This window comes from Massilia eburnea (genome assembly GCF_009720745.1).
Classification (GTDB): Bacteria; Pseudomonadota; Gammaproteobacteria; order Burkholderiales; family Burkholderiaceae_D; genus Rugamonas; species Rugamonas eburnea.
Map to the genome: position 1 here is coordinate 38,998 of NZ_WNKX01000030.1, position 13,317 is coordinate 52,314.

10 protein-coding genes and 1 riboswitch are annotated in these 13,317 nt (G+C 62.0%); of the genes, 5 read left to right on the forward strand and 5 right to left on the reverse strand.

Features of this window, described 5'->3' with window-relative positions; all coding sequences use genetic code 11:
• Positions 1-8: 8 nt before the first annotated feature.
• Both GM658_RS25360 and GM658_RS25365 read right to left on the reverse strand, forming a co-directional pair.
• On the reverse strand, positions 9-1,433 hold the full coding sequence (locus GM658_RS25360) for an oligosaccharide flippase family protein (protein WP_155456858.1): 1,425 nt from the start codon (positions 1,431-1,433) through the stop codon (positions 9-11).
• A 1-nt stretch (position 1,434) separates the two neighbouring features.
• The gene (locus tag GM658_RS25365; protein ID WP_229417068.1) at positions 1,435-3,516 is read right to left on the reverse strand and encodes a glycosyltransferase; all 2,082 of its coding nucleotides are present in this window, start codon (positions 3,514-3,516) and stop codon (positions 1,435-1,437) included.
• Positions 3,517-3,614: 98 nt separating this feature from the next.
• On the opposite strand from GM658_RS25365, the gene GM658_RS25370 reads away from it, so the two are divergent.
• Positions 3,615-4,319 carry a GNAT family N-acetyltransferase gene (locus tag GM658_RS25370; RefSeq protein ID WP_155456859.1) on the forward strand — a complete coding sequence of 235 codons (705 nt, stop codon included), beginning with the start codon at positions 3,615-3,617 and terminating at the stop codon, positions 4,317-4,319.
• Complete coding sequence (locus GM658_RS25375) at positions 4,304-4,924, forward strand: tetratricopeptide repeat protein (protein WP_155456860.1); 621 nt, start codon at positions 4,304-4,306, stop codon at positions 4,922-4,924. The genes GM658_RS25370 and GM658_RS25375 overlap by 16 nt, the downstream gene beginning before the upstream one ends.
• On the opposite strand, the gene prsR is transcribed toward GM658_RS25375, so the two are convergent.
• Positions 4,898-6,244, reverse strand: a complete 1,347-nt coding sequence (prsR, locus tag GM658_RS25380) for a PEP-CTERM-box response regulator transcription factor (RefSeq protein WP_155456861.1) — start codon at positions 6,242-6,244, stop codon at positions 4,898-4,900. The genes GM658_RS25375 and prsR overlap by 27 nt on opposite strands.
• A gap of 54 nt (positions 6,245-6,298) precedes the next feature.
• On the opposite strand from prsR, the gene nadB reads away from it, so the two are divergent.
• Positions 6,299-7,954: an L-aspartate oxidase gene (gene nadB, locus GM658_RS25385; protein ID WP_371865276.1), complete on the forward strand. Its 1,656-nt coding sequence runs from the start codon at positions 6,299-6,301 to the stop codon at positions 7,952-7,954.
• Here the strand turns inward: nadB and GM658_RS25390 are convergent.
• A complete protein-coding gene (locus GM658_RS25390) occupies positions 7,951-8,694 on the reverse strand; it encodes a substrate-binding periplasmic protein (RefSeq protein WP_155456863.1) in 744 nt (247 codons plus the stop codon). The genes nadB and GM658_RS25390 overlap by 4 nt on opposite strands.
• A gap of 39 nt (positions 8,695-8,733) precedes the next feature.
• Between GM658_RS25390 and GM658_RS25395 the strand changes: the two genes are divergently transcribed.
• Positions 8,734-9,276: a GNAT family N-acetyltransferase gene (locus GM658_RS25395; RefSeq protein ID WP_155456864.1), complete on the forward strand. Its 543-nt coding sequence runs from the start codon at positions 8,734-8,736 to the stop codon at positions 9,274-9,276.
• On the opposite strand, the gene GM658_RS25400 is transcribed toward GM658_RS25395, so the two are convergent.
• Positions 9,277-11,364, reverse strand: a complete 2,088-nt coding sequence (locus GM658_RS25400; protein ID WP_155456865.1) for a 3-hydroxyacyl-CoA dehydrogenase NAD-binding domain-containing protein — start codon at positions 11,362-11,364, stop codon at positions 9,277-9,279. It abuts the gene before it with no gap.
• Between the two features lie 373 nt (positions 11,365-11,737).
• Positions 11,738-11,824: riboswitch (cyclic di-GMP riboswitch) on the forward strand.
• Between the two features lie 120 nt (positions 11,825-11,944).
• On the opposite strand from GM658_RS25400, the gene GM658_RS25405 reads away from it, so the two are divergent.
• Positions 11,945-13,317: S8 family serine peptidase (locus tag GM658_RS25405; RefSeq protein ID WP_170298973.1), on the forward strand; the 1,373-nt coding region annotated here is incomplete at its 3' end.

A 13,317-nucleotide genomic window follows, 5' to 3' on the forward strand; every position in this document is an offset into this window, starting at 1 on the left:
ATCTCCCTTCATTGCTGCGAGCCGGCGGCTCGCAGGAAGCCCGCAAGTGGATGCCGCTGCAGCCAGATTGCAGCCCCCCAGCCAAGCGCTCCGGCCGCCGCTCCTGCCATCATTCGCAGCGGCCCCGCTGCTGCCGGTACGGCGGCGAGGACGAGCAAAGCCGGCGTGACCGCGGCCAGGGCTGCAATGGCACTTTTGCGCATCTGCCTCAGCAACGCCATCAGCTCCAGGCCATACAGCGCGCGCAAACTGCGCAGCACCACGTAACTGCGCAACACCAGGCTCAGGGCAACTGCAGCCGCCAGCCATTGCAGGCCCTCCATCGCCGCCGGCACCAGCAGTACCAGCCTTCCGGCAACCGAAATGGCATCGATGCGCGCCTGTTCTGCGAAATGCCCGGTCGCCAGCAGCATGTAGCGCGCCATATTGAGCATGCTATACAGCGCGGCGGCGCCACACATGATCCGGATCAAAGGTACGCTGGCCTGCCATTGATACCCGTACAGCAGCGTGACAAGTGGCGACGCGAACAGTCCTGCGAACAGGAAGAACGGCCAGGAAAGCGCGGTAATGCAGGACGCGGCCGAAAGGTAAGCCTGGACAGGATCGTTTCCTTCGCGCGCATGCCGGGCGAACAAAGGAAAGATGACTGGCGATACCGCACTCGTCACCGCCTGGTTGAAAAGTGCGAGCACGGACTGTGCCTTGCCCAGCACTGCCACTTCCTCGGCGCCGAGCAACTTGCCGGCGACCAGGTCCGGCGCCACAACGCCAAGTTCGTCAATCGCGTTTCCTGTCACGGCGAGGCTTCCCGGCCGCACCAGCTCCCAAACGCCCTGCCACGCGGGGCGCCAGGCCATGCCGGGCGGCTGCAGCAGCAAGGCAGCGATCAATCCCGTGAAGGTCCCGGCAAGGCCGCCCCATGCAAGGGCGCGCGCGCCCATCCCCGCGACAGCAAAGGCAATGGTGGCGATGAACTGTACGACACAATAGCAGGCGCTTACCTTGAGCAAAGCGCCTGCGCGCATTTCACGGCGAAGCATCGCTGTCACCTGGGACGAAAAAGGCACCAGCAAGAAGTTCAGCAGCAGGATATGCAACACTGTACGCAATTCCGGTTGCCGATAGAATGCCGCCAGCGGTTCCGCCAGTGCCGCCAGCATCAGCGCGAGCCCCCATCCCATCGCCAACCCTATCGTGAACAGGGCGCGCTGTTCCGGCACGGACAAGTCCCGCCGCGCCACAAGTAGTTGTCCAGTCCCGAGATCGCGGAATACCTGGGCTAGTCCAGTCAGCACGGCGGCAATGGAGTAGACGCCAATTTCAGCCGGCGACAACAGGCGCGCCAGGATCGCCGAAGATGCAAGCGCCAGGGCCACCTGCAAATACTTCTCGGCGAAGCCAAACGCAAAATTGCGCGCCAGCCCGCGCATATCACGCCAACCCGTCGTAAAAGGCTTGAACCTGCGCGCTGACGACTGGCACCGCGTAGCGGGCCTCGACTTCCGCCCTGCCCCGCCGGCCCATTTCTTCCCTGCGCACAGGATCGTCCAGCAAAAGAATGATGGAAGAAATGGCATTGTCCACGTCGCCAGGCGCCAGGAGCATGCCCCCTGCACTGTCCTGCAAGATGTCTTCACTCCCCGGCGCCCGGGTTGCCAGTGCAGGTACGCCGCAGGCCATGGCTTCGATCGTCGCGGTCCCGAAACCCTCGCGCCGGCTGACCAGCAGGTGCAAGTCCATGGCGGGGATGATGGATTCGACGTCAGCCTGGAATCCAGTAAAAATGACGCGCCGGCTCAAACGCTGGCGGCGCACCGAGTCACGCAGGTAGGATTCCAGCGGCCCGGTGCCTACCAGCAGCAATTTCAGCCTCGGGCGCGATTTGGCCAGGAGGGCGAAGATAGTCAGCAACTCCTCGGGGCGCTTCTGCGCCGACAAGCGTCCCACGCTGCCAATGACTTCGTCGTTTTCCGCAATTCCCCATTGATGGCGGGCCGCCGCCCGGCGCCGTGGCGAAACCCGGAAGCGCTGCAAGTCGACGCAATTTGGTATGACGGCCAGCCGCACTTCGGCCGGCAGCCATTCGCGGTACAGCGCCAGGAAGTGCCGCATCGCGGAGTCGGATACTGCATACACACCCTTCACTCCCGCCATGGCCCGCTGCAGGAGTTCGCGCTCCCACTGATTGAACTCCGTCAGCGGAAAAGCGTTATGCACGCTGATCACGGCCGGAACGCCGCAATGCTGCGCAAGCCAGAGCGCACTGGCGCCGTAAGTAGTCCAGCAGAATGCAATGTGCACCAGGTTGGGCCGCAGCTTGCGTAGTGCCGGCGCTGAAAATGCCATGGCGCGCAAGCAGTTGAGACGGCGCCAGGACCATTCCTCAAGCAACGGCGGCACGTTCAGGCTGGCCACTTCTACGCATTCGTCCTGCGCCGCCTGGCGCCAGCGCTCATCGCCGGCGAAACGCGGTGGCGCCAGGACGCAGTCATAGCCAACCCGTTTCAGGAAGCGCGCCTCATCGAGCATGCGCAATTCCATCCCGCCGAGCTCGCCGGAAAAACTCGTAATCACGATGCGTGTTGCCGGGGAGCGCTTTGCGGCCGCAGCCGCTTCTTTGATATATCCACCGAGGTAGGCCAGTTCCCAGCGCCGCAAGAATATGCGTTCGGGCTGGCGCAGCAGCAAGGCGCCTGCCAATCCGCACAGTTCACTGATGTATTTGCGCAGCATCCAGCGCGGCGCGCCAAACAGTTCCGGAAACTGGCCTGGCTTGGCAAGCCTGCAGGCGCCGCGCCCGTAGCGCCGGGCGCGGGTGATGATCCAACCCGTGGTGAGCTGCACTGGCCGGATATGATGCGCGACACGCGCCGCCGGGCAAAACCAGGACTGGAACCCAGCCCCTTCCAGCAATCGGGTGAAGCTGACTTCACCTCCCATCGCGTACTCGCCTGCAGCCGGTCCGATCGTCTCATCGAAGCGGTAACCGTGGCTGAAGACCTCTCCTCGCACCGCCATATTGGCGCCCCAAACAAGCCCCGGGTAGACCGGCCCCTCCGGCAACTCGGGACTCGTCAGGCCATAGGTCAGCCCGCAAGGCACCAGCCGCAGCAGCCATTCAGGCGGAGACTGGCCCCAATCGGGCACGATGCTGCCGCCGAAGATGGCGAAGCCCTGGCGTTCCGTCGCCGCATCGGCATACCGCAGCAGCCAGTCGCGCTCCGGTGTCGCATCATCGTCGGTAAATACGAACAAGCGGGTCTCGGGCCCTTTCATTGCCAATGCCAGTCCGTGGTTCAAGGCCGTGTTCTTGCCGCGCCGCGGTTCAAAGGCGTAATGCAGCGGCAAGCGGCCGGCGTAGGACATCAGCAGTTCACGCGTTCCATCGTTACTGCCATTGTCCACGACCAGCAGGCGCCAGCCTTCCTCGGGACTGTGCAGCTGCGTGTAGGCGTTGAGCACCTGCGGCAAAGTCCGCACTCCATTGAATGTGGCCATCAGGACTGTCAGCATGACGTCTCCTCCCTGGATGTCCCAGTCTATTCAAGGCGTCGGCTTTATCGTTTGCGCTAGCGCAAGATGCGGGCGCGAAGCTTTGCTGTAATGGTTCCATGACGACGCATTTCCTACAGACGCTCGCAGAACTGGGCGTACGCAATACAGCGTGGTACGCGCTGGCGCGCTGCCTGCGCTTCGGCGGGATCAGCGTGTACCGCTATCAGTTCGTGGCGCAACCCGTCGCTGCCGGCGCGATGCGCGCGTCGCCCGGAAAGCTCGCCATGCGCCCGGTCACATCACTGGCCGAGCTGCCGGCCGATTATCCAAGGCCGCGCGAGGTGGTGGCCGCGCGCTTTCGCCAAGGCGGCTGCAGCATCGCAGCCTGGAAAGGGGATGAACTCGCCGGTATCCTTTGGTATCAGTTCGGCGCCTACCAGGAAGACGAAGTCAGGGTCCGCTACTGCCTTCCCTCGCCGCGCGCATGCTGGGACTACGATGTGTTCATCCATCCCAGGATGCGGCTTGGCACGGCGTTCTGCCGCCTGTGGGACGAGGCGAACCGCCGCCTGCACGAGCGCGGCATCGAATGGACATGCAGCCGCATCTCCGCTTTCAATCCCGCATCCCTGCGGGCCCACGCCAGGATCGGCGCCATCGCCATGGGCAGTGCGACTTTCTTCCGGCTGGGCCGCTGGCAACTGATGCTCGCCAGCCGCCCGCCCTACTGCCACCTGTCCGGCACAGCCACCTCGTGGCCACAGCTGGTATTCGATACCGTTCCGCTTGAAAAAGGAGCACGCCAATGCAAGGCTTCCTGATATTGCTCGCCGCATTGGCAGCCGATTGTCCGCCATACAGCAAAGGCGCTACGGGCGGGGATTACTACAATGCTGAAGACGCCAAAGGCTTGACGGTAGTCGAGACCTTTCATTTCGGACCGCAAGTCGAGACCCTGCAACGCGGCATGACCGGCACGCTAGGCGCAGACCTCGGCTACACACTTGAACACTTCCCCAACCATCCGCGCGCACTCGCAGCAATGGCCCGCCTTGCCCTCCGATCCAAAGCCCGGCAGGCGCCCGGCGCCCCGCTGACGGTGGAGTGCTACTTCCAGAGGGCGCTCGCCTATGTCCCCTCCGATGGCGCCACACGCGCTTTGTACGGTGCTTACCTGCTGTCTATGAAGCGTGATGCGGAAGCCGTGGAGCAGCTGCAGGCGGCGCTCGAATTCCAGGAAACGAATGCGGCCGCCTGGTATAACCTCGGTCTGGCGCAAGTGCGCCTGAAGAATTGGCCCGCCGCCCTGGCTTCGGCGCGCAAGGCCTATGGGCAAGGTTTTCCCCTCCCTGGATTGCGCCAGCAACTCAAGGAGGCGGGGCAATGGCGCGAGCCGCAATCATTTGATCCCATGGTGGCTCATTAGGTCGTACAGCGTAGGGCGGCTCACCCCGAGCAATTCGGAAGCCCTTGCAATATTGCCTCCGGTGCGGGCAAGAGCCTTCACCATGACACGGTATTCGGCTGCGTTTCGGGCGTCGCGCAAGTCAATGTTCTCGGCTTGCGGCGCGCCTGGCGGCAGGCCCAGGTCTTCCAGGGTGATGTGCGGCCCCTCGCTCATGATCACGGCCCGCCTGACGCAGTTTTCGATTTCCCGCACATTGCCCGGCCAGCCGTAGCCTTCGATCGCTGCCAGCGCGTCAGGATGGAAAGGCAGGGCCGGTCGTCCTTCCGATTGGATAAAGCGGTGGCGAAAATGCTGTGCCAGCAAGAGCGCGTCGCCCATCCTTTCGCGCAGCGGCGGCACCGCCAGCACGATCTCACTCAGGCGATAAAACAGGTCTTCACGAAAGCGCCCTTCGTCCACCATCGCCTTCAGGTTGCGATGGGTAGCGCACACGATGCGCACGTCGACCGCGATTTCGCTGCGCCCGCCCAGGCGCTCGATCACGCGTTCCTGCAGGAAGCGCAGCATCTTGGCCTGCAAAGGCAAAGCCATGTCGCCAATTTCATCCAGGAAGAAGGTTCCCCCTGCTGCAAGCTCGATCTTGCCGAGCGTTTGCCGGTCGGCGCCAGTGAAAGCCCCTTTTTCGTAGCCAAACAATTCGCTTTCGAGCAAATGTTCGGGAATCGCGGCGCAATTGATGGCCACCATCCGCCGGTCGTGGCGTGCACTCAAGTTGTGCAAACCGCGCGCCAGCAGTTCCTTGCCGCAGCCCGAAGCGCCCATCAGCATCACGGTCGCGGAACTCGGGGCGACTTTTTCAATGCTGCGGCAGACCCGCAGCATGCCCGGATCGCGCGTCACGAGACCGGCGAGCGGAGAATCGGCCTCGTTCTGCAGCATGCGCCTGTTCTCCTGCTGCACCGCATGCAGGAAGAATGCACGCTCCGCCATCAAGCGCAGCATGTCGCCATCCAGCGGTTTCTGGTGGAAGTCGTAAGCACCCAGCGCCATGGCTTTCAGCACGTTGGCCCGGTCCTGGTTGCCGGAAAGGACGATCACCTTGGTATCTGCAGCAATCGCCAGCATCTGTTGCAACAGCAGCAAGCCTTCGGCCGCGCTATCCGGTTCAGGCGGCAGGCCCAGGTCCATCGTGACCACGGCCGGCTGGTGGCGGCGCAACTGCCCCAGGGCAGCGTCGCGGTTACCGGCGAATACCACCTCGTACGCATCCAGGGCCCAGCGCAATTGCTTTTGCAGGCCAAGGTCGTCTTCCACCACAAGCAGCTTTTTCCTGGTCATGAGGCCATGATGCAGCATGCTGGGTGTGGGGCTTTTGAGGCAGCGCAACGGCAAATGGTTTATATTGTTGCTTATTACGCGAAAAATCAGCCCCGAAACTCCATGAAATTCGATGTTGTGATTGTCGGCAGCGGCTTGGCCGGCCTCTCGGTAGCACTGCACCTGGCGGAAAGCCGAAAAGTAGCCATTATTTCCAAACGCGCACTGCTGGATGGCGCCAGCAACTGGGCCCAGGGCGGCATCGCCGCAGTCCTGGACTCCGGCGACAGCCATGAGCAGCACATTGCCGACACACTGGTGGCCGGCGGCGGCCTGTGCGACGAAGGCGCCACCCGCTTTATCGTCGAACATGGCCGCGAGGCGATCGAATGGCTGATCGGCCTCGGCGTTCCCTTTACCCGCGATGAAAACGCAGAATTAGGCTTCCACCTGACCCGGGAAGGCGGCCATAGCCAGCGCCGCATCATCCACGCCGCTGACGCAACCGGGCACGCCGTTCAAGTCACGCTCGAGGAAAAAGTACGTTCTCACCCGAATATCAGCCTGTTCGAGCAGCATTGCGCGATCGACCTGATTACCACCGACAAGCTGGGTCCCCGTCCTCCACATTCGCAGCCGCGCTGTCACGGCCTGTATGTGCAGGACGTCACAACGGGCCAGGTGATTACGGTAGCTGCGGAGCATACGGTGATGGCAACGGGCGGAGCCGGCAAGGTTTACCTGTACACCACCAATCCCGATACGGCGAGCGGCGACGGCATCGCCATGGCATGGCGCGCAGGCTGTCGCGTGTCGAATATGGAATTCATCCAGTTCCACCCGACTTGCCTCTATCACCCTTATGCCAAATCCTTCCTGATCACGGAAGCGATTCGAGGCGAAGGCGGCTTGCTCAAGCTGCCACCGGAAGCCGGCGCTGCAGCCGGCCAGCGCTTCATGCTGGCGCATGACGAGCGCGCCGAACTCGCCCCACGCGACGTGGTGGCGCGCGCCATCGACTTCGAGATCAAGAAGCGCGGCCTCGACTACGTGCATCTGGACATCAGCCACAAGCCGGCCGAATGGTTGATCGAGCATTTCCCGACCATCTACGCGCGTTGCCTGGAGCTGGGGATCGACATCACCAAGCAGCCGATCCCGATCGTGCCGGCGGCGCATTACACCTGCGGCGGCGTTGTCACCGACCTGTTTGGACGCACCGACCTGCCCGGCCTGTACGCGGTCGGAGAGACTGCCTGCACCGGCCTGCATGGCGCCAATCGCCTCGCCAGCAACTCGCTGCTTGAATGCGTCGTGATCGGCCGTGCCTGCGCCCAGGACATCCTGGCACAGGACAAGGAAGATGCGCCCTATCTGCCGGACTGGGACGAAAGCCGAGTCACCGATGCCGACGAAGAAGTGGTCATCGCCCACAATTGGGACGAACTGCGCCGCTTCATGTGGAATTACGTCGGCATTGTGCGCACCACCAAGCGCCTGGAGCGCGCCCAGCATCGCATCGCCTTGCTGAAGGAAGAAATCGACGAGTACTACCGCCACTTCCGCATCACCAGCGACTTGCTGGAGTTGCGCAACCTGGTGGAAGTCGCCTCCCTGATCGTGAACAGCGCATTGCAGCGGCGCGAAAGCCGCGGCCTGCATTTCAGCCGCGACTACCCGGCAACGCTCCCCAAAGCGCTGCCTTCCGTGCTGACGCCAGGCCGCCGCTAAGGAACGTTGACCTCGTGGCGCAAGCCGAGACGTTTTAACTCGCCACTATCGACCATGCGCTGGAATTCGGCATCGAATTCCTTGCGCAGCGTGTCGGAAGCCGGCCGCTTGGCGAAAGCGAAATAGCCATCCTGCACTTCTATCACGCGCGGCAGCATCGAAACCTGGCCGGACAGGCCTAGCCTGCCCAGCACGGGTTCCGTGTTGCGTCGGTTACTGGCGAACATTTGCACATGCTGTGCCGCCAGCATTTTCAGGCCGCTGTCGACGCTATTGACCACGTCAATTCTTAGTTCTGGCCTGGCCTTGTCAAACGCCGGGCCATACGCCCAGCCGTTGACAATGGCGATGCGCTGCTCGCTCAACGCAGCGTAATCACCGCTCCAATCCTGCATCCCGCCCTTGCGGACGTAGAACACCATCTGGTCCTGATAAAAAGGAAGCTTGGAAAAGCCCATGAGCTGTTGGCGCTCGAAGGTCTTGTAAGGACCGACCAGGATGTCGGCCTTGCCTTGCGCCACCAGGGCCTGGGCGCGTGCCCACGGATAGAGTTCGAAAATCGCCCGGTGGCCCAGGCGTTCGGCGATGATGCGAATGATTTCCGGGCCTAGGCCGACGATTTCACCTTCCTGGCCGCGTTCATAAACGCGTTCGAAATGGGTGCCAATAACCAGCAAGTCGCGCGCGCTGGCCGGCACGATGAGGAGCAAGGCGAAGATGGCAGCAAGGAATTTGCGCATGGGTCCTCCCTTTTGGCTGCCCTATGATAGCATTTCCGGATGACCAGCCAAACGACACTGCGGCCCGCCACCGCGGGAGATATACCTGCGATGGAAGCGTTGATCCAGCGCTCCGGCATCCTGCTCAGCAAAGGCTTTTATAGTGATCAGCAGGCGGCCGCGGTAACGCGCCATGTATTCGGCGTCGATTCGCAGTTGGTGGACGACCACACCTATTTCGTCATCGAACGCGATGGCAAGGTGCTCGCTTGCGGCGGCTGGAGCAAACGCGCCACCCTGTTCGGCGGCGACCAGCACAAATCAGGCCCCGATCCCTTGCTGGACCCGGCCACCCAGCCAGCGCGAATCCGCGCCTTCTTTGTCGATCCTTCGGCGCCGCGTCAGGGACTGGGCCGGATGTTGATGGAGCATTGCGAGCGCGAGGCCACTGCGGCCGGATTCCAGGCGATGGAACTGGCCGCCACAATGCCCGGCGTACCGCTATACCTGGCCTGCGGCTTCGAATCGGTCGAGGACTTCTCGCTCACGCTGCCGGGCAATATCGCAGTGCCATTGTCCCGGATGCGCAAGCGGATATCCTGATCAGCTGTTGAAGCCTTTGCCTTCCGCCGCCAGCCTGACCAGCAACGGCGCCGGCTTCCAGGCTTCGCCGTGGCGCCCCTTGGCAAAGCGCTCCACTGCGCCCAGCACGTTGAACAGGCCCACGGTGTCGGCGTAGAACATCGGTCCGCCGCGGTACAACGGAAATCCATAGCCGGTCAGGTAGACCATGTCGATGTCCGATGCGCGCAGCGCTATACCTTCTTCCAGGATCAGCGCGCCCTCGTTCACCAGGGCGTAGACCAGGCGCTCCACAATTTCCTGGTCGCCGATCGGGCGCCGCGCGACGCCGATGTCCGCCGAGTGTTTGACAATCATCTCGTTGACCACGGCGCTAGGGTAAGCCTTGCGGTCCCCTTCCTTGTAGTCATACCAGCCCGCACTGGTCTTCTGGCCGAAGCGGCCCATCTCGCACAGCAAGTCGGCGGTCTTGGAATAGACGACTTCCGGCTTCTCCACATAACGGCGCTTGCGGATGTACCAGCCGATATCATTGCCAGCCAGGTCGCTCATACGGAATGGGCCCATCGGGAAACCGAATTTCTCGATCGCCTGGTCCACTTGCTCCGGCGTGGCGCCCTCTTCCAGCAGGAAGCCGGCCTGGCGGAAATACTGCTCGATCATGCGGTTGCCAATAAAGCCATCACAGACACCCGATACCACGCCGGTCTTTTTCAGCTTCTTCGACAGCGCCATGGTGGTTGCCAGCACATCTTTGCCGGTCGCCTTGCCGCGCACGATTTCCAGCAGTTTCATGACGTTGGCGGGGCTGAAGAAATGCGTCCCCACCACGTCCTGCGGCCGGCTGGTAAAGGCGGCAATCTTGTCCAGGTCCAGGGTCGAGGTATTCGACGCCAGGATCGCGCCCGGCTTCATGACTTCATCGAGCTTGCGGAATACAGTTTCCTTCACACCCATGTCTTCGAACACTGCTTCGATCACGATGTCAGCGTCCGCAATGGCGCCGTATTCCAGGGTACCGGTAACCAGGGCGACACGCTGGTCGAATTTTTCCTGGGTCAGCTTGCCCTTTTTCAAAGTATTTTCATAATTCTTGCGAATGGTGGCCAGCCCCTTGTCCAGCGCCTCCTGTTTGGTCTCCAGCAGGACGACAGGGATGCCCGCATTGGCGAAATTCATGGCAATGCCGCCGCCCATGGTCCCGGCGCCGATGACGGCGGCCTTGCGAATCGCGCGTACTGGAGTATCGGGTGCAACATCCGGAATCTTGCTGGCTGCACGCTCCGAAATAAAGGCGTGGCGCAGCGATTTGCATTCGGTGGTCTGCATCAGGTGCAGGAATCGTTCGCGTTCAAACTTCAGGCCAGCTTCGAACTCCATCGTGACCGAGGCAGCCACGGTTTCAACACACTCCAGCGGCGCCGGGAACGGACCGGCAACCGCCTTCACCGTATTGCGGCTGAATTGCAGGAATGCCTCGTGGTCAGGATAGTCAACCTTACGGTCACGCACTTTTGGCAGTGGACGCAGATCGGCAATGCCCTCTGCGAAGGCGCACGCTTCGGCTACAAGGTCGGCGCCAGCAGGCAGCAGCTTGTCGAAAATCGCGGTGCCCGCCAGTTTTTCCGACAACACCGGCGTGCCGGAGACAATCATATTCAGCGCCATCTCCAATCCTAAAACGCGTGGCAGGCGCTGGGTGCCGCCCGCGCCCGGCAGCAGCCCCAGTTTCACTTCCGGCAGGGCGATCTGCGCGCCCGGCAGCGCCACACGATAGTGGCAGCCAAGGGCCAGCTCCAGTCCGCCGCCCATCGCGACCGCGTGAATTGCCGCAACGATCGGTTTTGCGCAACCCTCGACCGCCCGGATCAGGCTGTGCAAGGTCGGCTCGGTCAGTGCCTTCGACGAATTGAATTCCTTGATATCGGCGCCGCCGGAAAACGCCTTGCCCGCGCCAGTCAGTACGATGGCCTTGATGGCCGGATCCTGCTCGGCACGCCGGATGCCTTCGATGGCGGCGCTGCGGGTCGCCAAACCAAGTCCGTTAACTGGTGGATTATTCAGCGAAATGACGGCGATGCTACCGTGGACTGCGTAATCTGCGCTCATGGATCGTCTCTTCTTTCTTGTAGGAGTGGGTGCCGGGAGCTAACTATACCGCACAAATCGCACGATCGTGCGCTTCCCGTTCCCGCATTTTGGACCGCGATTATATGCGAGTTTCTTGAGATTAATCAGGCTTAAGAAATAACATTTTTGCGGCCAGTTGATTTAACTCAGCAATAAGAGCGAGGCTCGCGCACTGCGCTTTTATTTAAAGACATTGTTGAGGCTATATAAGAACAGGTGATTAAGAGAAATAGTCAAGTCATTGAATTAACGAATCTTTCTTATAATCCAGACTTATTTGAGACATTCAAAAAAAGTTTTTAAATTCCGCTTGCCATGCGGCAATTGGCGGACTATAGTTCCGTACAGCAAGATCTGATAAGGGCAAACCGCGGGAAACTGCGGGACGCAAAGTCATCGGTCTAAAGGGCTTCGGCCCCATGACGGCAGGACTGCCAGACAAAAGTATCCCCTCACCATGGGCGTTGATGCGCCTGTGCGGGTTGTGATGCAGTCTTCTACCGGCATAGACCGGCGGGCAGTCCTCGTTTTTTTATTTTTGAAAACAGGGACTCGCACCATGAAAACCATCACCACCTTCTCCGCCGCAATCGCTACCGCCATCGCTACCCTGGCTGCGCCAGCCTTCGCCGCCCCATCGGAAGACTTCGCCCAAGGCCGCATCATCGTGGAACCGAAAGCCGGCCTGACCGTGGCTGAATTCGCCAAGATCCTCAAGGCCAATGGCGCCGGCAATGCCCGCAAGCTGGGCCAGAGCAATATCCACCTGATCGACGTGGCGCACGGTTCGGAAAAGGCCGTGGCCGCCAAGCTGAAAAACAACCCGCACTTCAAGTTCGCCGAACTGGACAAGCGCGTGCTGGTATCGGCCGCCTACAACGACCCTTACCTGGGCAGCCAGTGGCACATCAGCAAGATCGGCGCCCCAACGGCCTGGGATAGCGCACAGGGCGCCAACGTGACCATCGCCATCCTGGACACCGGCGTCGACAGCACCCACCCTGACCTGGCGCCGCACATGGTTGCCGGCTGGGATATCTACGGTAACACCTCGAATACTTCCGACCTGTGCGGCCACGGCACCGCCGTCGCCGGTTCGGCCGCTGCCGCCGGCAATAACGCCATTGGCGTCTCGGGCGTGTCGGGCCAGTCGAAAATCATGCCGCTGCGTATTGCGTACAAGGGCACCGATGGCCTGTGCTATGCCTACGCTTCCACCATCGCCAGCGGCGTCACCTATGCTGCCGATCACGGCGCGAAAGTGGCCAACGTATCGTTCTCCAACGCGGCCAACAGCACCGCCGTGCAAAGCGCCGGCAACTACCTGAAGAGCAAGGGCGGCCTGCTGTTCGTGTCGGCCAACAACAATGCCCGCGACGAAGGCTTCACCCCTTCGACCGCGCTGATCGCCGTGTCGTCCACCGACAGCAACGACAACCTGTCGAGCTTCTCCAGCTACGGCGCATTCGTCTCGCTGTCGGCGCCTGGCTCGAACATCTACACCACCAACAACGGCGGCGGCTACGGCGGCTGGAACGGCACTTCCTTCTCGTCCCCGGTTGCCGCAGGCGCCGCAGCGCTGGTGATGTCGGCCAATCCTTCGCTGACCTCGGACCAGGTACAGAACATCCTGTTCAGCACCGCCGTCGACCTGGGCGCCGCCGGCCGCGACATCTATTTCGGTTATGGCCGCGTCAACGCCGCCGCCGCCGTCGCAGCTGCCGGCACCGCGCCAGCCGCCGACAGCACCGCACCGACCGTCTCGATCGCCGCACCGCTGGGCAGCAGCACCGTCTCCGGCCTGGTCGCAGTGAGCGTGAACGCCGCCGACAACGTGGGCGTGGCCCGTGTCGACCTGAAGGTCAACGGCACCGTGGTCGCCTCCGACGTCGCAGGCCCATACGGCTTCTCCTGGGATTCGACCAGCGTGGC

Excerpts from the sequence above, each read along its gene's own strand:
- GM658_RS25390 (WP_155456863.1), bottom strand. The coding sequence starts at position 8,694 with ATGCGCAAATTCCTTGCTGCCATCTTCGCCTTGCTCCTCATCGTGCCG.
- GM658_RS25400 (WP_155456865.1), bottom strand. The coding sequence starts at position 11,364 with ATGAGCGCAGATTACGCAGTCCACGGTAGCATCGCCGTCATTTCGCTG.
- GM658_RS25375 (WP_155456860.1), top strand. The coding sequence starts at position 4,304 with ATGCAAGGCTTCCTGATATTGCTCGCCGCATTGGCAGCCGATTGTCCG.
- prsR (WP_155456861.1), bottom strand. The coding sequence starts at position 6,244 with ATGACCAGGAAAAAGCTGCTTGTGGTGGAAGACGACCTTGGCCTGCAA.
- nadB (WP_371865276.1), top strand. The coding sequence starts at position 6,299 with ATGGTTTATATTGTTGCTTATTACGCGAAAAATCAGCCCCGAAACTCC.
- GM658_RS25365 (WP_229417068.1), bottom strand. The coding sequence starts at position 3,516 with ATGCTGACAGTCCTGATGGCCACATTCAATGGAGTGCGGACTTTGCCG.
- GM658_RS25360 (WP_155456858.1), bottom strand. The coding sequence starts at position 1,433 with ATGCGCGGGCTGGCGCGCAATTTTGCGTTTGGCTTCGCCGAGAAGTAT.
- GM658_RS25370 (WP_155456859.1), top strand. The coding sequence starts at position 3,615 with ATGACGACGCATTTCCTACAGACGCTCGCAGAACTGGGCGTACGCAAT.
- GM658_RS25395 (WP_155456864.1), top strand. The coding sequence starts at position 8,734 with ATGACCAGCCAAACGACACTGCGGCCCGCCACCGCGGGAGATATACCT.